The following is a 17,085-nucleotide window of genomic DNA, read 5'->3' on the forward strand; positions in this document are numbered from 1 at the left end:
CGTCCCTATACCCATTCGGATCCCCGCTCACCACAGCATCACATGGCACGTATTTTCGGTATCGAAATTCCCAACGAGAAGCGCATCGAAGCGTCGTTGCAGTACATGTACGGCATCGGTTCGACCACCGCCGGCCGTATTCTCGAGCAATCCGGCATTGATCCGGACATCCGCACCGGTCAGCTGACCGAAGACCAGCTCGTGAAGATCGCTACCGTGATCCAGAGCCAAGGCATCATCATCGAAGGTGACCTTCGCCGTGAGAAGCAGGCTCAGCTCAAGCGCCTTACCTCGATCAACTGCTACCGTGGCATCCGCCACAAGCGCGGTCTGCCCGTCCGCGGCCAGCGCACCCGCACCAATGCCCGTACCCGCAAGGGCAAGCGCCGCACGGTGGGCGTGAAGAAGTAAGCCGCGCTGAACTCCGAACCTTTTTTCCGAAATGGCTGACGAAGAAACCAACACACCGGCACCGGAAGCCGCCGCGGCTCCTGCTGCCGCTGCGACCCCGGCTGCTCCCGCTCCCGCCGCGCCGCAGGCTGAAGAAGCCGTCGCTCCCAAGAAGGACGACAAGAAGCGCGACATTTTCGCCGAGATCGCCGGCGCCGAGGAAACCCAGATCAAGGTCCACAAGGCCAAGGGTTCCAAGAACATCTCCCGTGGCATCGTCCACGTGACCGCCACCTTCAACAACACCATCGTCAGCGTGACCGACTCGAACGGTAACACGCTCGGCTGGTCGAGCGCCGGCAAGATGGGCTTCAAGGGTTCCCGCAAGAGCACGGCCTACGCCGCTCAGGTGGTGTCCCAGGATGCCTGTCGCCAAGCGATGGGCCACGGTCTGAAGGAAGCCGAAGTCCGCGTGAAGGGCCCGGGTTCCGGTCGCGAGTCCGCCGTCCGTGCCGTGCAAGCGCTCGGTATCGAACTGCTGGCGATCAAGGACGTCACCCCGATCCCGCACAACGGTTGCCGTCCGAAGAAGGCGCGCCGCGTCTAATCGCTAATTTTTCAAGATCATGGCTCGCTATACCGGTCCTACCACCAAGATCAGCCGCCGCTTCGGCGTGGCTCTCTTCGGTTCCTCGAAGTCGCTCGAGCGCCGCAATTTCCCGCCGGGCCAGCACGGCCTGCGCGCTGGACGCAAAAAGAAGAGCGACTACTCCGTCGCCCTTGGCGAAAAGCAGAAGCTTCGCTTCCAATACGGAGTGCTCGAAAAGCAATTCCGCGGTTACTATGAAGAAGCCGCCCGCCGTCGTGGTGTGACCGGCGAGATCCTCCTCCAGCTTCTGGAGCTGCGTCTCGACAACGTCTGCTACCGCCTCGGTTTCGGCAACAGCCGCCAGGCTGCCCGCCAGCTCGTCAACCACGGCCACGTGCTCGTGAATGGCAAGCGCGTGGACATCGCCTCTTACCAAGTGAAGCCGGGTGACAAGATCAAGGTGGGCGGCAAGCCGTCTTCCCAGCAGCTCGCGCTGCGCATGATCGACCTGACCCAGTCCTCCCCGCTGGCCGATTGGCTGACGCTGGACAAGGAGGCGCTCGAAGGCACCATCTCCCGTATCCCGGACAAGGCCGACATCAACCCGCTCGTGAACGAGCAGCTGATCGTCGAACTTTACTCCCGCTAATCCGGAGAGGATCGACCCATTTCGAAGAAGCCCGGAGGAAACTCCGGGCTTTTTTGTTTGGGGCCGGAAGGCTTTCGCTGTCGGAGCGCAGCTGTTTGGCTACTGGTTGGGAAACGTCCCATTTTCGTCATCTGCGGCCCAAGCCATAGGAGGGATGCCGCCTCTCGTGGTGCACCACCAAGATCCGCACTCGATCGCTCAAGATCCGATAGCAGACGGCGAAGGGAAAGCGCTTTAGTCTTGCACGACGGCGGCCGAGTGATGCCAACGGAAACCCTTGAGGATTTTTCCGGATTAGATCCAAGACATCTTCCAGTTCTTGGAAGAATTCGTCTCCCAGGCCTTCCTTGCGGGCGTCATACCATTCGCAGGCTTCGGTGACCTCCTGCTGCACGGCGCGGTGGAACGTGAGGGTCACGCGCGGCGTCGATGGAGAAAGCGGGCCATGAACTCGTCGTGGCTCATCTCCAGAGATGAGTCCTGATCCAGTTCCGCTTCGCGCCTATCAAGGAGGTCATCGAGCTCGGTTTCTTCGAGATGAGGCAGAGGTTTACCGATAGAGTCCCAGAGATGCGCTGCCACCCGGCGACGGTCGGCGTCATCGAGTTGCAGGGCCGCATCCATGATGGACTCGTAGCTTGCCTTCATGGACTACCTTTAGTGCAGAAACGGGCTGCTTGCAATGCTCGAGGTGTGCGGGGCGGATCCGACGGCCGTCACTTCAGCTCCGCTTCGGTCCAGGGGCGGCCGCTGCGGTCCTTGGTGGCTTCGCGGACTTTCTTCACTTCGGCAGGGGTGACGACGGGGGCCTTGTTGCTCCACTCGTTGCGGACGTAGGTCATCACGTCGGCGATCTTCTCGTCGGTGAACATCGGGTTCATGCCGAGCGCGGGCATGTCCGTGCTGGGCGTGTAGGTCTCGCCGGCCACGGTCACGGGACCGGTCATGCCGTGAAGGAGAATCTTCACCAGGGTCTCGGGCTTGCCGGTGATCCACTCGGAGCCATCAAGGGGCGGGCCGAGCTGGGTCACGCCGCTGCCGTCCGGGCCGTGGCAGCTGAAGCACACGGCTTCACCGGCGTAGAGCGCCTTGCCGCGGGTCCACGAGGCAAGCTCCGCGCCCTTGAGGCCCGGGCCTTGGGTGTCGGGCTTGGCGTTCTTCTCACCTTGCTCCAGCCATCCGGCGAGCGCCTTGTCCTTCGGATCGGCGAGCTTCTTGAATTCGGCTTCGTGGCCGTGCAGGCCGGAGATGGCGGCCTCGCGGATGAAGCGGGCCTTGGACTCGTCCTTCAGCAGCTTGGCCAGCGCCTCAAGGGCCTTCGGCGTGCCGACCGGGCCCAGCGCGCGGGCGAGGTAGGGAGCGTCTTCGATCTCGGCTGGCTTCAGGGAAACGAGGATCGGTTCCAGCTTGGAGAGCTCGGAGGCATCCAAGCGCGTGGTAGCCCAGAGTGCGGAAGCTTGGACCTTCGCGTCCTTGTCCTTCAGCGGAGCGGCGAGATGCTGGGCCTTCAGCGCGCCCATGCCTTCGAGCGTCCAGAAGGCATGCACGCGGGCGACCGGGCTGCCATTGGCCGCGAGCTTCTCCAGGAAGGGGATGGTGGCGGCATCCTTGCGCTGGACGAGGACGCGTTGCGCGGTTTCGCGATGCCATGCGTTGTCGTGCATGAGCATCTTCACGAGATCGAGACCCTGCAGCGCGGCGATGTCGGTCTTGGGCTCCAGCTTACCGGAAGTACTACGAATGCGGTAGATGCGGCCGTGACCCAAGCCCGGCTTGTCGAGGCCGCGGGCAAGGTGCTGCTGGCGCAGGTAGCTGGTCTGGTAGGTCTTGTGCTGGATGATGCCGTGATACATGTCCACCAGGTAGAGCGAGCCATCCGGCGCGGAGTAGACGTTCACGGGGCGGAAGCGCTCGTCGGTGGAGGCCAGGAATTCCTTCTCCCCGAGCGGATGCGTGCCGCCGGGCTTGCCGTCCTTCTCGGTGATCTTGATGGCCTTCACCAGGTTCGCGCAGGACTCGGTGCTGAATCCCATGCCGTACCAGTCCTTCGGGAAATTCGTGCCGCGATAGACGGTGATGCCCGCCGCCGCGGTGCAGTTGATCAGCTTGTGCGTCTTCGGATCGAGGGTCTGCTCCTTGTAGCCGTTCTCCTTCGACATGTAGGCGCGGTTGATCGCGGGGGTAACGCGGATCGGCCAGGTGCGGTTGCTGCCCAGCGCGTTGTTGTCGTTGAACTTCAGCTTCACCGCCTGGTTCCCTTGCAGGAGATTCGGCGCGAGGCTCTCGCCGAAGAGGAAGGCGGAGTTGTGATTGTGGTAGAGGCGGCCCCAGTCGTCGCGGGCGATGCCCCACTGGCCGCGGAAGGTGGTGTCCTCGATCTGCCACTTGTCGCCATTGCGGCGCAGGCGCTTGTCGGACTTCGCGAGGTAGAGGTAGTTGTCCAGATTCGGCATCAGCCCGTTCGGCTTGTGCTCCACGTTGCCGCCGCCGTTGAACTTGCCATCGATCACCACGGCTTCGCCCACGGGCGTCAGGCCATCGCGCTTCTGCCAGCAGAGGCGGTTCTCATCGAGGAAGAGAATGCCGTCGTTGTAGACGCAGACCGCGCGGGGCAGCAGCACCTTGTCGAGGAAGACAGTTTTCTTGTCCGCCTTGCCATCGCCATCGCTGTCTTCCAGCACGCTGATCCGGCCGAGCGGCTCGCTCTCGCCCTTGCCATCGATGTCCGGCATGTAGCCGCGCATCTCGCAGACCCAGATGCGGCCCGCGGGATCGAAGTCGAGGCAGACCGGCTTCTCCACCAAAGGCTCGGTGGCCACCGGTTCGATCACGAATCCCGGGGCGATCTGGAAACTCTTCAGCGCCTGATCCACCGGCAGGACCGGGGAGGGCGGGATGAGGTCCTCGGGCACGACGGGGTCCATATTTCCGTGCTCCTTCTTGTCGCCCTGCTGGGCGGAAAGAGACAGGGTGCCGAGGGCGAAAGCCGCGAAAGTCGGTAGGCGCATGGGTTTGCGGAATACGGGTGCGTTTCGGCGGATCTTCGATAAGTCCGGCGAAAAGTCAAAATTTGTATGACAGGATTTCGAGGGTTGGTGTACGCCCGAGAGGGAAGTCGCACGCTTTTAGTTTCGTCAGGCGAAGTCGTTTGGCTAGCCTGCATGCATGCAAGATGCGGAGTCCTTGGATACGGTGCTCGGGCATTCGCGGCGGGAGCGTCCGGAGCCTCTGCCGGTGGACTTCGCGGCCAGCGTGATCGGGCGCCTGAAAGCCGAGCGACGGCGGAAGAAGGAGCCGGTGCTGAGCTTGGCCATCACGGCGATGGCGGCGGTTGTCACGGCTCTGGCGATCAGTTTGGGCAGCGCCGCTCCGGAGAAATCCACCGCTCCACCCCGCCTGTCGGTCTTCGGCAAGCCCGCAGTCCAAGCGCCTTTTGATACTCCATGAGCATGGGGCGGGCTCGATTCCTGTGGGTTGCTGTCACGGTGCTTTTGGCGGCGGGGACCTCGCTGCTGGTCCTGCGCCTTGTGGATCATCCGGAGCACGACAAACGGCATCACGGTCACGGCTCGCACTCGGAGGCGGACTTTCACGCATGGATGCACGAGCAGCTTTCCCTCACTCCCGCCCAGCACGATGCCTTGGAGCCAGTGGAGACCGCCTTCGAGAAGGAGCGGCTAGACCTGCGGAACGAAATCTCCGCCGCAGGGCGCGCGCTCGCCGATGCAGTGCGGCAGGGGAAGGCGGAATCCCCGGAGGTGGAGGCCGCCCTCAAGCGCCTGAATGCGGCCCAAGCCGAGCTCCAACGCGCGACTCTCGATCACTTCTTCGCGATGAAGGAGCACCTTGATCCCGCGCAGGCGGAGAAGCTTTTGCAGTGGACCCATGACAGTATCCTCCCTGACTGAGATCGCGGCGCTTGCAGGGCTGCCTGCGATCACTGCGGATGAGGCGGCGGAGCGGGAGCTGATTCGCGCGGCGCAGACGGGCTGCGAATCGGCCTTCTGCGAGCTGATCGAGCGCCACCAGCAGCGGATCTACCATTTCTGCTTTCACTACCTGCGGGATGCAGGTGATGCGCGCGAAGCCTGTCAGGATACTTTCATCCGGGCGCATCGTGCGCTGGCATCGTTCAAGCCGAAGGCGCGGCTGGGGACATGGTTGTTCCAGATCGCGCTGAATCTCTGTCGCGATCAGTTGAAGTCAGGGCGGGCCAAGCAAGAACGGCTAACGGATTCCGAGGACGCGTGCTTGAGAGAGATGGCCTGCTCGCGTCCCAGCCCGGACGAGGTGGCGGTGAGGCATGCGGATCTCGTGAAGTTGGATCGCGGTTTGGCTCAGTTGCCGCCGGGGCTACGGGACGTGCTGGTGCTGTCTTGCCTGGAGGGCTTGAGCCACGGCGAGTGTGCGGTTATCCTGAAATGTTCCGAGCGTGCGGTGGAGGGGCGGCTTTATCGGGCGCGGGAGAAGCTGGCGGCGTGGTGGGGCGGGGAGGAACGCTAGTTTTGTTCGGGGCTAGAAATGTCTTCCCGCACCAGAAGCTTGGTCGGATAAGGACTCATGACTGCCACTCCAGCGCATTTGAAGGCCCTCTTGCTTTCTTGTGGGATGTATCTTCTGACCGTTTCTCATGCAGATGCTCATCGAGACACCAAGTTGAAGATTGCCGGGGATCAAATCACCGGCCTCCCTGAGCAGTACAGTCCCTGCGTGATCCTCCCCGACAAGAACCAGCTCTCCATTAAAGGTAGGGTTCTCGAGCTTCCCAAGTTTCTGCGTGGGATCTTATCGTCGAAGAAGAGTGTCAATGATGCCGGAGACGCCGTCTTCGAGGTTGGTGTGCCTTGGCTAATGTCCGTCTCGGGATCGTGGAATCATGACAAATCCGACGAGGGATCTCTTCCGGATTACATGATCATCGAATTCCATCCGGAGGGCAAAGACTACCACTTCAGGGTTGCCGTCAGGTTGGAGGATCCTGTTGTTGTCGGGACGGAGGTTGTCCTCACCACGTTTTCCAAGAGCGATGGGGACACATGGGTTGGCTCCAAGAAGGTCTCTGAAGGGCTTTCATCTACACAGATGCCGCTGATCCTCGGGGAAGCTTCCGAATTGGACTGGAACCGTGGAAGAAAGGACGCTTCTCAGTAAGATCCAAGAAGGAAAAGGGGCGCGAGACGCACCCTCTCCTTGGGCGGGCATGTGACGAGATCGTTTTTATCATGGGATCTCCGCGGGCGACTCGTTCCAGAACGTGATGCCCCTTTCTCTTCGCTCCTCTCTTCGCCGTTCCATCCTCGCCCTCGCGCTGCTGACGGGGGTGGCTGCTGCCCAAGATGCGCTCGAACCCATCGTGGTGACGGGTAAGGCGGAGAACCTGCTCGGTGAGGCGCAAGCCGCCTCGCAGGGGCAGTCCTCACGGGAGGAATTGTTGGAGCGGCCGTGGCTGCGCCGTGGCGAGTTGCTGGAGACGGTGCCCGGGCTGATCGTCACGCAGCACTCCGGCGATGGTAAGGCGAACCAGTATTTCGTCCGCGGCTACAATCTCGATCACGGCACGGATTTCGGGACCTTCGTGGATGGCATGCCTGCGAACTACCGGGCGCATGCCCACGGGCAGGGCTACACGGACTTGAACTTCATCATCCCGGAGTTCGTCGAGCGGCTCGACTATCAGAAAGGACCCTTCGCCGCGCATCGTGGTGACCTGAGCACGGCGGGCTCCGCGGAGTTCATCCTGGTGGACGAGCTGCCACGCGGCTTCGCGGGCATCACCATGGGCGAGGACAACTACTGGCGCGGGGTTTTCGGCGATTCGGTGGCGCTGGGTGGAGGCGTGCTGACCTATGGTGGCGAAGCGAGCTGGTATGAGGGGCCGTGGGCACTGCCGGAGGATGTTCACCGCTTCAACGGCCTACTGCGCTGGCACAAGGGGGATGAAGACAACTACTTCAATGTCACCCTGATGGGATCGCAGGGCGAGTGGCGTGCCACCGACCAGATCCCGCTGCGGGCGGTGCAGGCGGGCCAGCTTGATCGCTTCGGCTTCATCGATCCGAGCAATGGCGGGCAATCGCAGCGCTACTCGCTTTCGACCAACTTCGGGATGCGCGAGGGCGACTTCGTGGTGCGCGGCAAGGCTTACGCGGGCTACTACGATCTCGATCTGTTCTCGAACTTCACCTACTTCCTTGATGACCCGGTGAATGGCGACCAGTTCCGCCAGAGCGATGCACGGGCCTTCGCCGGGGCGGACATCGCGGTGGATTTCGAGAATCGCAGCCTCTTCGGTGCGGAGACCACCTACACGGTGGGCTTCCAGACGCACAATGACTGGATCAGCGACCTCGGTCTGGCACGCACGCGCTTCCGCAACGATGTGACCCCGGTGCGCGAGGACGACGTCTTTACCGGCAGCTATTCACTCTACGTGCAGGCGAAGACGAAATGGAACGACTGGTTCCGCACGGAGGCGGCAGTGCGTGGCGATCTCTTCGCCTTCGACGTGAACAGTGACCTGGCAGCCAACAGCGGCAGCGACATCGACGGCATGGTGGTGCCGAAGCTGAACTTGATCTTCGGCCCATGGCACGATCATGAGCTCTACCTGAACCTCGGCGGCGGCTTCCATAGCAACGACGCCCGCGGCGTGACGCTGAAGGTCGACCCGAATACGGGCACGCCCGCCGCTGCGGTGGATCCGCTGGTCCGCACTTGGGGCACGGAGCTGGGTGTGCGCAGCCAGTGGTCGGACTGCCTGACCACCACGGTGGCGCTCTGGGCGCTCTTCAACGATTCCGAGCTACTCTACGTGGGCGATGCGGGGAACGTCGATGCCGGCCCGCCGACGACGCGCTATGGCGTCGAATTCGCGGCCTACTATCGTGTGGCGGATTGGTTCAGCTTCGATGGCGAGGTCTCGCTGGCGGAGGGGCGCTACAATGATATTTGGGCGACCGGTGGCCCGTGGATCGAGAACCAGGTGCCGGTGGTGGTTTCGAGCGGCTTCACGCTTGGCGAGGAGCGTGGACTCTTCGGCGCGATGCGGGCGCGCTATTTCTCGGAGCGCCCGCTGACGGCGACCAAGGGCGTGCAGAGCAGCGATTCCTTTCAAGTGAATGCCCGGGTGGGCTACCGCTGGGAGAGCTGCGAAGTGGCGCTGGATTGCCTGAACCTGCTCGACCGAGCGGACAACGACATCGAGTATTACTACGCGTCCCGCCTGCCGGGTGAGGGCGCGGCGGGGGTGGAGGATATCCACTTCCACCCGGCGGAGCCCCGCACGCTGCGGGCGAGCGTGACCTGGTACTGGTGAGGCAGGGAAGGGGCTTGAGAAACCCGGCGGAGGATGCATGGTTTCGGGACGATGAAACCCGTCTTCTATATCATTCCTGTCGCTTTCGTGCTCGCGGCCTGCAAACGCGACGAAACCGTCAACGCGCCGAAGGCGGTGGAAGTGGATGAGCAGGCGGTCGTTGTGACCGAAGAGGCGGTGATCGTGTCTGAGGAAGGGGCGGTGCCGAAAGCCGTGATCGTTCCGGAATCCTCCCTGCACTTTCCCTCGGGGAATGCGGTCGCTCAGGGCGTGGGGGCAGAGGAAGGCGTGGTGGCACCCGTTCCTCCTGCCCCTCGCAAGCGTTTGGCCCAAGTGGTGGATAAGGTTGGCCAAGGCTTGGAAACCGCCGGTCAGAAGACCCAGGAAGCGGCTGCGGTGGCCGAGAGGCGGACAGAGGACGCCCTCGGTATCGCGCGGGAGAAGACGGAGACGGGGCTGCGGAACGCGGCGGGCGCGACCGGAAATTTCCTGAAGAAGGCGGGAGAGAAGATCGAGGAGAAGGCGAAGGAAGCGGAAGAGCGTTGAGCGGTCTATGAGCCGGGTTTGACGGGAGGGTTGCGTGACGCGCTTCCTATTCATCGACACGCAGGAAATAAGCAGGTCGGCTTGGCATGGGCGGTGCCTTTAGGGCGGTGCACCCTAGAGCCACCTGTTTTGAGTCGATTCCACTGCTTTCGTCCGCTTTCGATACCGCTTCTCCTTGTCCACGCGTGCTTGGCTTCCGAGGTCATTCCGACGGATTTGCAGGGTGAATCGGACCTGATCGACGAGGTGAGCTACGGGAGCCTGAGTCTCCCGGCTAGGGGCGAGCTCGAAATGGAGATCGATAGCGCGACGGGCCGGGCCGACCGGATCGAAGTGGCGGGTGATGTCTCGCTGGGCGATGCGAGGCTCCAGCTCAAAGACCTTGGTGACTCCCTGCTACCCCCGGGGACAAAGTTGACCCTGATCGCTTACAGCGGCAGCCTGAACGGTCGATTTTCAAATGTAGCGGATGGGGAGAAGCTAGCCGCGGGTTTGAATACCTTCACCCTGAGGTATGCGGATGGCGGTGCCGTGACGCTCTCGACCCCGGCGCCGGGCGAACACGGATACAATGCCTGGGCCGCGCGAATGGGGCTGGATGCCGAGGATGCGGAGCCCACAGCCGATCCCGACCATGACGGCCACATGAACCTGATGGAGTTCGCACTGGATGGAAGACCGGGCTCGTCCGCCACGGGCGGCAAAGTCTCCACCACCCTGGCGGTGACCTCCGATGATGTGAATTCACTGGTCATCACCCTGCCGGTGCGGGCGGGTGCGGTCTTTCCCGGCAGCGGCCCGATGGTCTCGAATCCGGTCGACGGAGTGATCTACACGGTGGAGGGATCGGCGGATCTCCCGGAGTTCGGAGCGCTGGCCCTATCCGAGATCGAGCCGCTCGGGGTGGAGGTGATGCCTGAGCTTTCCGAGGGATGGGAGTACCGGAGCTTCCGGACCGAGAGTGATGCCGATCTGGAGACGGCGTTCCTGAGGGTGCGGGTGGATCCTGCTCCTTGAGCCGACGGCCGGATTGCTACGGGATGTATCGTACTTTGGATCCCGTGTGAACGTTCCTTCACGGTAAATTCATCGTCAAGAAGGCGTCGCGAATTGACCTCGCGCGGGGCGCTGGTGTGCGATGAGGTATGGCCAGTTTCTCGTCGCGCCCTTTGTTCCGTGTTCTGGCACTGTGCATCGCACTCGGTGCCAGCGGGGCCTACGTGTGGAAGCGCCAGCAGAGGGCCGCACCAGCGCCGCCACCTCCGGCGGAGAGGGTGGCGGAGGACGAGGCGATCGACCTGGAGGAGGTGTTGATGTCGAGTTCCAAGTCCGCACAGATCTTCCGCGATCCGGATGAGGACGGGAAGGGCAAGCGGACCGTGCTTCCGAGTTCGAAGCTGGGCATCATGCCCGAGATGGAAGAGGATCAAGCTCCCGATGAGACGCGCAAACGCTTGCTGCCGGGGTCCAAGAATATCGACGCCGTGATCGAGTGGGGTGATCTCCAATCGCGGGACGAGATCGAGAAGAATTGGGAAGATGCGAGCAAGTTGCCGGAGCCTCCTCCCGAGGAGGATGAGCAATGAACTGGCCCGGCATGCTGCTGGGCACGGGGGCGAGCTTCCTCTTCCTCTGCCTGATCTTCCGTCCGCTGGAGATGGCCTTTCCGGCGAGGAAGGGGCAACGCTTTTTCCGGCCGGAGTGGTGCGTCGATCTGTGCTTTTTCCTCGGGCAGTATCTGCTCTGGGGTGGTTTGGTGGTGGGCTTGCTGACGCTGGGGGCGGACTATCTGGATGGTCTGGTGCCGCAGTCCTTCCGTGCCATGGTGGCGGGTCAGCCGTGGTGGCTGCAGGTGATCGAGGTGATCCTGCTGAGCGATTTCTTCGTCTACTGGGGCCATCGCTTGCAACATCGCGTGCCCTTCCTGTGGCGCTTCCACTCGATCCATCACAGCGCCGAGCATCTCGACTGGCTCGCGGCGCACCGCGAGCATCCCCTGGATACCGTCTACACAATGGGCCTGATCAATCTGCCCGCCTTCCTTCTCGGCTTCCCGTTGGAGACTCTAACAGGATTGATCGCCTTCCGCGGGATCTGGGCGATCTACATCCACTCGAACGTGCGGCTGCCGATCGGGCCGCTGCGCTGGTTCATCGGAGCGCCGGAGTTGCATCACTGGCATCACGACCGCGCACGGGATGCGGGGAACTATGCGAATATCTCGCCGCTGATGGACATCCTCTTCGGCACCTACCGCTGTCCGGATCACGAGCCGGAGGCCTTCGGCATCAGGGAGCAAATTTCGCGGAACTATCTCGGGCAGATGCTGCATCCTTTTCGGCAGAGGGGCTGGGCTTCCGCGGTCGCGGCGGATTCAACGGGCGTGCATTCGGATCCGGGATCGGATCCGGTCCATAGCGATTCTCCCCGCGTGTCCCGCGGCTGAGCCCGCACTCCAGGAAATTGACTACCGCGCCGATCAGCGGGATGAAGGTGAGAATGAGCCAGTTGGCCGAGCGGTTCTGGTCGTGCCAGCGCTTCGCCAGCACGGCGAGCTTCATCCAGAGCAGGGGCAGGTAGGCGGCGATCATGGCCAGCGCCTGCCAGGGCGGGCCGCCGCGGAGATCCTCGGCGCGGGGCAGGGCGGAGGGCGAGATCACCCGGACCTCGGCCATGGAGTAAAGCTCCCGGAAGACGAGAGCGACGGCGAGGTTCAGGGGGACCGAATAAACCCAGTAGGTGCGCCGGGGGATGCGGCCCTTGAAGGAGAATAGCACCCGGTAAAAAGACATCCCCCGCTCCTGCGTTACCGGCAGGGCGGGGGATTGATACGGATTGAATTCCGCCATTGTCGCAACCATGGCACATGGCCGTGGCTCCGGCAAATGGGGGTGATCAGCTCAGGTCGGGTCGTTGCCGTACTGGTTCGGGCCGACGGTGCCGCGGAGGCAGCCGCATTCCACGAAGCTCCAGATCGGACCGACGATCGGCACGAGGGCGATCAACACCCACCAGCCGGACTTACCGCGGTCATGCCAGCGCTTGACCCCCAAGGCCAAGCCGACCCAGATCATCGGAATATAGAGAAGACCGGCGAGAAGGAAGAACAGGCCGCCGCCGCTCGGTGCGCCGGTGGTCGGATCAACCGACGGCCCGAGGATGGCCCCGAGAATACCGATGATGATCCCGAGTCCGATTCCTACAGCGAGGCCCCAGAGCCAGTAGACGCGGCGCGGAATGCGCCCTTTGAAGGAAAAGAGGATCTCCTTGGCGCTCTCTTTCGAGATTGCCGGAAGAGCGTGGCTGGCCTGGGAGGGCGTTTGATATGGGTCTGGTGCACTCATACACCGTGTTAGGTGACATGAAGTTGCACTTTCGGCAATGTCAAAGGTATCCCAACCTTGTCACGCGTGCTGGAGATATCTCTGCTGCGCCTCGGTCTCCGGATTCTGGGGCACCGCTTCGTTGGCCGCGTTGGTATCGGCGAGCAGTTCCTCGCGGAACTTCGCGATGATCGCTTCCACCGGCCAGGAGGAGGCCTCACCGAAGGCGCAGATGGTGCGGCCGTCGATCTGATAGGCCACGCTCTCCAAGGTCGCCACGTCCTTCGGCGAAGCTTCGCCAGCGACGATGCGGTCGGAGATCTTCTTCATCCACATGGAGCCCTCGCGGCAGGGCGTGCACTGGCCGCAGGATTCGTGGGCGTAGAAGGTGTTCAGGTTGTTCAGCACCCAGGACATCTTGCGGGTGTTGTCCATGACGATCACCCCGCCGGAGCCGGCCATGGAGCCGCAGGCGGCGAGGGAGTCGAAATCCATCGGGATGTCCCAGAAGCTCAGTTCCCGGGTCGTGCCGTCGGGGTTCTTCAGGTTGAACTTCTCATCGCAGCGCAGGATCTTGGCGGAGGAGCCGCCGGGGATCACGGCCTTGAACTCGCGTCCGTCCTTCGGACCGCCGCACATGTCGTAGAGTAGCTCGCGCATGGTCACCTTGCCCACCTCGACTTCGAAGTAGCCGGGCTTCTTCACGTCGCCGGAGACGCAGAGGATGCGGGTGCCGGTGTTGTTCTTCACGCCCAGCTTGGCGTATTCCTCGCCGGTCATGCGCACGATGTGCTTCACGTGGCAGAGAGACTCCACGTTGTTCACGATCGTGGGGCACATGTAGAGGCCCAGCGCGGCGGGGAAGTAGGGCGGCTTGATCCGCGGGTAGGCGCGCTTGCCTTCCAGCGATTCGATCAGGCCGGTCTCCTCACCGCAGATGTAGGCGGCGGCACCACGGTGCACGTAGATCTCCACATCGAAGCCGGAGCCGAGGACATTCGGGCCGACGAAGTTCTTCTCGCGGGCTTCCTGGATCGCGCGCTCGAGGATGAGAGCAGCTTCCGGGAACTCCTCGCGGATGTAGATGTAGGCCACCTTCGCGCCGACGGCGAAGCAGGAGATGACCATGCCCTCCACCAGCTGGTGCGGATCCTGATGGACGATGTAGCGGTCCTTGAAGGTGCCCGGCTCGGATTCGTCGCAGTTGCAGATCAGGTAGACCGGCTTGGTGTTGTTCGGCGGGATGAAGGTCCACTTCAGGCCGGTGGGGAAGCCCGCACCGCCGCGGCCGCGCAGGCCGGCCTTCTTCACTTCCTCCGTGATCGCCTTGGGCTCCATGCCCAGCGCCTTCTTCAGGTCCTCGTAACCGCCATCGCGCAGGTAGCAGTCGATGGATGGATCCCAGCCCTCGCGATCGACGTTCTTGAAGATGAGTCGGTATTCGCGGGAGTCGGGTTGCTTGCCGGCTTTGTAGGTGATCATCGGCTTACGATGCGGGAAGGCTGTTAGGGAAAAGGGGATCAGTCCGGATACTTGCCGAGGAGCTCCTCCGCCTTGTCGGCAGAGACCGCTTCGTGGAAGTCATCGTTCACCAGGCACACGGGGGCCGTGCCGCAGGAGGCGAGGCATTCGGCGAATTCCACCGACCACTTGCCGCAGGGCGAGACGGTCACCGGGTGATGGTGGGCATCCGCTTCACTGCGGTCGATGCCGGTCAGTTCGCAGAGCTTCTCCATCAGTTCGTGGGAGCCGCCCATCGCACAGGAAAGGGTGCGGCAGACCCGGATGTGGAACTTGCCCGGAGCGGACTGGCGGAAGCCGGGGTAGAAGGTAACCACTTCCAGCACCTTGATCGGCGCGATGCCCAAGCGCTCGGCGGTCCAGTCGATCGCCTCCGCGGAGATGAAGCCGTGGTGGTGCTGGATGAAATGAAGCAGGGGCAGGACGGCGGAGCGCTTCTGGTCATCCGGGAACTGGGCCAAGCGCTTCTCCGCCTCCGCCTCAAGGGCGGGAGTGGGCAGGAACGCGGGGAAGAACTTCGAGCCGGGCGTCTCGTGCGAGGCGACGTTTTCTTCGAGAATGGAGTGGGACATTTGCAGGTGATCCTTGGGTGGCTGCAGGGCTCAGCGGTCGCATTCGCCCATAACGAAATCCAGCGATCCGAGCACGGCCGGGATGTCGGAGATCATATGTCCGGGCAGTAGGATCGACAGCGGGGAAAGGTTGCAGAAGGAGGGGCTGCGGATCTTCAGGCGATGGGGTACGCCGCCGCCCGTGGAATGAATGTAGAAGCCGAGTTCCCCCTTCGGGTTCTCCGCGCCGAAGTAGACTTCGCCCGGAGGAGCATCGATGCCCTGGGTGGCGACGATGAAGTGGTGGATGAGCTCCTCCATGGACATCAGCACCTTCTCCTTATTCGGCAGCATGCTCTTGCTCTCCGCGAGGTTCACGGGGCCTTCCGGCATGGTGTCGAGGACCTGCTTGCAGATCTTGATCGACTGGCGGATCTCTTCCATCCGGACCTGATAGCGGGCGTAACAATCGCCTTCTTCAGCGATGATCACATCGAAATCGTATTTCTCGTAGCCTAGGTAAGGGCGATCCTTGCGCAGGTCGCGCGAGACGCCGGAGGCGCGGAGGTTCGGCCCGGTAAGGCCCCAGGCAATGGCAGCTTCCTTCGAGATCACCCCGATATCGCACATGCGATCCTGATAGATCTTGTTCTTGTCGAGGAGCTTGGAGACTTCCTCGATCGTGGCAGAGCATTCGTCCAGGAACTTGCGGACCGCTTGCTCGAAGCCGGCGGGCATGTCGCGGAGCTGGCCGCCCACACGGGTGTAGGAGGTGGTGAAGCGGGCGCCGGTGAGCTGCTCGCAGAGATTGTAGATCTTCTCGCGCTCCGTGAAGGTGTAGAGGAACACGGTCATCGCGCCCACATCCATGGCGCAGACTCCCACCCCGAGCAGGTGGGAGGAGATGCGGGCCAGCTCGCAGCACAGCACGCGCAAGGCCTGACCGCGCGGCGGCAGCTCCCAGCCCATCAGCTTCTCCACGGCGCAGGCGTAGGCCACGTTGTTTGCCAGCGGGGCAAGGTAGTCCAGCCGGTCCGTGTAGGGCACGAACTGGTTGTAGTGCATGTTCTCCGCGATCTTCTCATCACCGCGGTGCAGGAAGCCCACGTCCGGGTCCGCCTTGGTGATGATCTCGCCATCCAGCTCCAGGATCAGGCGTAGCACGCCGTGGGTCGCGGGGTGGGAGGGTCCCATGTTCAGGACCATCTTTTCGCCCATCAGGTCCGTCGTCTCCTCATGGTACTCAGCGGCCTTCGCCGCGACGTCGGGGGCTTGATATTCGGTCGTGGAGGTGCTGCTCATGGAAATCCCGGCCCCGGAATCAGGCCCCAAGTGCGCCCCTCGGGCAAGGCAGTTTGTGAAATTTTTCACAAAGTCCTCCGGGTTTGGTTTGTGAGTTCCGCGTGAATCTTCCGCGGGGCTGCCGGAAACGATTGATTGGCTGCGGAATGCTGCGCTTTTCGGGAGGAATGAAGCGCTGGTGGATTCTTCTAATCGTGTGTGGGGCCGCCCGCGCCGCGGAGGTGAAGGAGGAGCTCGTGACGCATGCCGGGACCCGCTTCCGGGTGGTGCGGCTGGAGCCAGCCCGGGTCGGTTTGGTCTGGAAGGACGGCTCCGGGGAGACCTATTCCACCTTCGACCGGGTCCAGTCGGACTTCGCCCGCCAAGGGAAGAAGGTGAGATTTCTCATGAACGCCGGGATTTACGAGCCGGGCGGAGTGCCCAGCGGCCTGCATATCGAGGGTGGGCGGATGCTGCGCCCGGCCAACCAAGCGGAGGGAAAGGGGAACTTCTTCCTGAAGCCAAATGGCATGGTGGCAGGCTTCGCGAACGGCAAGGCCCGGATCGGCACGCCGGAGAGCTGGGATGCGTGGTCGAAATCCGGAGGCCCGAAGGTTGTCGACGCCGCTCAATCCGGGCCCCTGCTTCTGATTGCGGGCCAGCGGCATCCGGCCTTCCGGGATGGCTCTGATAGCCGCCTGCATCGGAATGGCGTGGGCGTGGATGGGGAAGGTCGGCTGGTCTTCGCTATCACCGCGCCGGGGGAGAGGGTGAATTTCTGGGATTTCGCGGGTCTCTTCCTGAAGCTCGGCTGCCAAGACGCGCTGTTCCTGGATGGAGATATCTCGCAGATGACAGTGAACCCGGATCGGCCGGTCCCGAGCAACCGCTTCGGCGCGATGTTCGTGGTGGCGGAGTAG

19 protein-coding genes and 1 pseudogene are annotated in these 17,085 nt (G+C 62.8%); 13 read left to right on the forward strand and 7 right to left on the reverse strand.

Features of this window, described 5'->3' with window-relative positions:
• The first annotated feature begins 42 nt into the window (after positions 1–42).
• From rpsM to rpsD, 3 genes are read left to right on the forward strand one after another with little or no spacing between them, the layout of a single operon-like run.
• A complete protein-coding gene (rpsM, locus tag OJ996_RS09765) occupies positions 43–411 on the forward strand; it encodes a 30S ribosomal protein S13 (RefSeq protein ID WP_264513365.1) in 369 nt (122 codons plus the stop codon).
• Between the two features lie 31 nt (positions 412–442).
• Entirely contained in the window at positions 443–997 is a 555-nt protein-coding gene (gene rpsK, locus OJ996_RS09770; protein WP_345783777.1) for a 30S ribosomal protein S11, read from the forward strand.
• Positions 998–1,016: 19 nt separating this feature from the next.
• Entirely contained in the window at positions 1,017–1,628 is a 612-nt protein-coding gene (gene rpsD, locus OJ996_RS09775; RefSeq protein ID WP_264513366.1) for a 30S ribosomal protein S4, read from the forward strand.
• A 414-nt stretch (positions 1,629–2,042) separates the two neighbouring features.
• Here the strand turns inward: rpsD and OJ996_RS09780 are convergent, their stop codons facing one another.
• A complete protein-coding gene (locus OJ996_RS09780) occupies positions 2,043–2,276 on the reverse strand; it encodes a hypothetical protein (protein ID WP_264513367.1) in 234 nt (77 codons plus the stop codon).
• Positions 2,277–2,344: 68 nt separating this feature from the next.
• A complete protein-coding gene (locus tag OJ996_RS09785; RefSeq protein ID WP_264513368.1) occupies positions 2,345–4,636 on the reverse strand; it encodes a DUF7133 domain-containing protein in 2,292 nt (763 codons plus the stop codon).
• Between the two features lie 157 nt (positions 4,637–4,793).
• Between OJ996_RS09785 and OJ996_RS09790 the strand changes: the two genes are divergently transcribed.
• From OJ996_RS09790 to OJ996_RS09830, 9 genes are all read left to right on the forward strand, one after another.
• Entirely contained in the window at positions 4,794–5,075 is a 282-nt protein-coding gene (locus OJ996_RS09790) for a hypothetical protein (protein WP_264513369.1), read from the forward strand.
• A complete protein-coding gene (locus tag OJ996_RS09795; protein ID WP_264513370.1) occupies positions 5,072–5,536 on the forward strand; it encodes a periplasmic heavy metal sensor in 465 nt (154 codons plus the stop codon). The genes OJ996_RS09790 and OJ996_RS09795 overlap by 4 nt, the downstream gene beginning before the upstream one ends.
• A complete protein-coding gene (locus OJ996_RS09800; protein ID WP_264513371.1) occupies positions 5,514–6,131 on the forward strand; it encodes an RNA polymerase sigma factor in 618 nt (205 codons plus the stop codon). Before OJ996_RS09795 ends, OJ996_RS09800 begins: the two co-directional genes overlap by 23 nt.
• 105 nt (positions 6,132–6,236) lie before the next feature.
• On the forward strand, positions 6,237–6,779 hold the full coding sequence (locus tag OJ996_RS09805; protein ID WP_264513372.1) for a hypothetical protein: 543 nt from the start codon (positions 6,237–6,239) through the stop codon (positions 6,777–6,779).
• A gap of 106 nt (positions 6,780–6,885) precedes the next feature.
• On the forward strand, positions 6,886–8,943 hold the full coding sequence (locus tag OJ996_RS09810) for a TonB-dependent receptor (protein ID WP_264513373.1): 2,058 nt from the start codon (positions 6,886–6,888) through the stop codon (positions 8,941–8,943).
• A 51-nt stretch (positions 8,944–8,994) separates the two neighbouring features.
• Entirely contained in the window at positions 8,995–9,489 is a 495-nt protein-coding gene (locus OJ996_RS09815; RefSeq protein WP_264513374.1) for a hypothetical protein, read from the forward strand.
• A 189-nt stretch (positions 9,490–9,678) separates the two neighbouring features.
• Positions 9,679–10,506, forward strand: coding sequence for an autotransporter outer membrane beta-barrel domain-containing protein (locus OJ996_RS09820; RefSeq protein WP_264513375.1), 828 nt, complete (start codon positions 9,679–9,681; stop codon positions 10,504–10,506).
• A 128-nt stretch (positions 10,507–10,634) separates the two neighbouring features.
• On the forward strand, positions 10,635–11,075 hold the full coding sequence (locus tag OJ996_RS09825) for a hypothetical protein (protein WP_264513376.1): 441 nt from the start codon (positions 10,635–10,637) through the stop codon (positions 11,073–11,075).
• A complete protein-coding gene (locus OJ996_RS09830) occupies positions 11,072–11,935 on the forward strand; it encodes a sterol desaturase family protein (protein ID WP_264513377.1) in 864 nt (287 codons plus the stop codon). The genes OJ996_RS09825 and OJ996_RS09830 overlap by 4 nt, the downstream gene beginning before the upstream one ends.
• Positions 11,936–11,957: 22 nt before the next feature.
• Here the strand turns inward: OJ996_RS09830 and OJ996_RS26555 are convergent.
• From OJ996_RS26555 to nuoD, 5 genes and pseudogenes are all read right to left on the reverse strand, one after another.
• Positions 11,958–12,350: pseudogene (locus tag OJ996_RS26555) on the reverse strand (DUF805 domain-containing protein); the annotation flags it as partial.
• A 39-nt stretch (positions 12,351–12,389) separates the two neighbouring features.
• Complete coding sequence (locus OJ996_RS09840; protein ID WP_264513379.1) at positions 12,390–12,833, reverse strand: DUF805 domain-containing protein; 444 nt, start codon at positions 12,831–12,833, stop codon at positions 12,390–12,392.
• A gap of 60 nt (positions 12,834–12,893) precedes the next feature.
• On the reverse strand, positions 12,894–14,294 hold the full coding sequence (gene nuoF, locus OJ996_RS09845; protein ID WP_264513380.1) for an NADH-quinone oxidoreductase subunit NuoF: 1,401 nt from the start codon (positions 14,292–14,294) through the stop codon (positions 12,894–12,896).
• A gap of 38 nt (positions 14,295–14,332) precedes the next feature.
• A complete protein-coding gene (locus OJ996_RS09850; protein WP_264513381.1) occupies positions 14,333–14,905 on the reverse strand; it encodes an NADH-quinone oxidoreductase subunit NuoE family protein in 573 nt (190 codons plus the stop codon).
• Positions 14,906–14,935: 30 nt separating this feature from the next.
• Entirely contained in the window at positions 14,936–16,186 is a 1,251-nt protein-coding gene (gene nuoD / locus OJ996_RS09855; RefSeq protein ID WP_264513382.1) for an NADH dehydrogenase (quinone) subunit D, read from the reverse strand.
• 146 nt (positions 16,187–16,332) lie between these two features.
• On the opposite strand from nuoD, the gene OJ996_RS09860 reads away from it, so the two are divergent.
• Complete coding sequence (locus OJ996_RS09860) at positions 16,333–17,085, forward strand: phosphodiester glycosidase family protein (RefSeq protein WP_264513383.1); 753 nt, start codon at positions 16,333–16,335, stop codon at positions 17,083–17,085.

The organism is Luteolibacter rhizosphaerae (assembly GCF_025950095.1).
In the GTDB taxonomy this organism is placed as follows: domain Bacteria; phylum Verrucomicrobiota; class Verrucomicrobiia; order Verrucomicrobiales; family Akkermansiaceae; genus Haloferula; species Haloferula rhizosphaerae.

Coding starts and splice junctions, on each gene's coding strand:
- rpsM (WP_264513365.1), top strand. CDS start 43: ATGGCACGTATTTTCGGTATCGAAATTCCCAACGAGAAGCGCATCGAA.
- rpsK (WP_345783777.1), top strand. CDS start 443: ATGGCTGACGAAGAAACCAACACACCGGCACCGGAAGCCGCCGCGGCT.
- rpsD (WP_264513366.1), top strand. CDS start 1,017: ATGGCTCGCTATACCGGTCCTACCACCAAGATCAGCCGCCGCTTCGGC.
- OJ996_RS09780 (WP_264513367.1), bottom strand. CDS start 2,276: ATGAAGGCAAGCTACGAGTCCATCATGGATGCGGCCCTGCAACTCGAT.
- OJ996_RS09785 (WP_264513368.1), bottom strand. CDS start 4,636: ATGCGCCTACCGACTTTCGCGGCTTTCGCCCTCGGCACCCTGTCTCTT.
- OJ996_RS09790 (WP_264513369.1), top strand. CDS start 4,794: ATGCAAGATGCGGAGTCCTTGGATACGGTGCTCGGGCATTCGCGGCGG.
- OJ996_RS09795 (WP_264513370.1), top strand. CDS start 5,072: ATGAGCATGGGGCGGGCTCGATTCCTGTGGGTTGCTGTCACGGTGCTT.
- OJ996_RS09800 (WP_264513371.1), top strand. CDS start 5,514: ATGACAGTATCCTCCCTGACTGAGATCGCGGCGCTTGCAGGGCTGCCT.
- OJ996_RS09805 (WP_264513372.1), top strand. CDS start 6,237: ATGTATCTTCTGACCGTTTCTCATGCAGATGCTCATCGAGACACCAAG.
- OJ996_RS09810 (WP_264513373.1), top strand. CDS start 6,886: ATGCCCCTTTCTCTTCGCTCCTCTCTTCGCCGTTCCATCCTCGCCCTC.
- OJ996_RS09815 (WP_264513374.1), top strand. CDS start 8,995: ATGAAACCCGTCTTCTATATCATTCCTGTCGCTTTCGTGCTCGCGGCC.
- OJ996_RS09825 (WP_264513376.1), top strand. CDS start 10,635: ATGGCCAGTTTCTCGTCGCGCCCTTTGTTCCGTGTTCTGGCACTGTGC.
- OJ996_RS09830 (WP_264513377.1), top strand. CDS start 11,072: ATGAACTGGCCCGGCATGCTGCTGGGCACGGGGGCGAGCTTCCTCTTC.
- OJ996_RS09840 (WP_264513379.1), bottom strand. CDS start 12,833: ATGAGTGCACCAGACCCATATCAAACGCCCTCCCAGGCCAGCCACGCT.
- nuoF (WP_264513380.1), bottom strand. CDS start 14,294: ATGATCACCTACAAAGCCGGCAAGCAACCCGACTCCCGCGAATACCGA.
- OJ996_RS09850 (WP_264513381.1), bottom strand. CDS start 14,905: ATGTCCCACTCCATTCTCGAAGAAAACGTCGCCTCGCACGAGACGCCC.
- nuoD (WP_264513382.1), bottom strand. CDS start 16,186: ATGAGCAGCACCTCCACGACCGAATATCAAGCCCCCGACGTCGCGGCG.
- OJ996_RS09860 (WP_264513383.1), top strand. CDS start 16,333: ATGCTGCGCTTTTCGGGAGGAATGAAGCGCTGGTGGATTCTTCTAATC.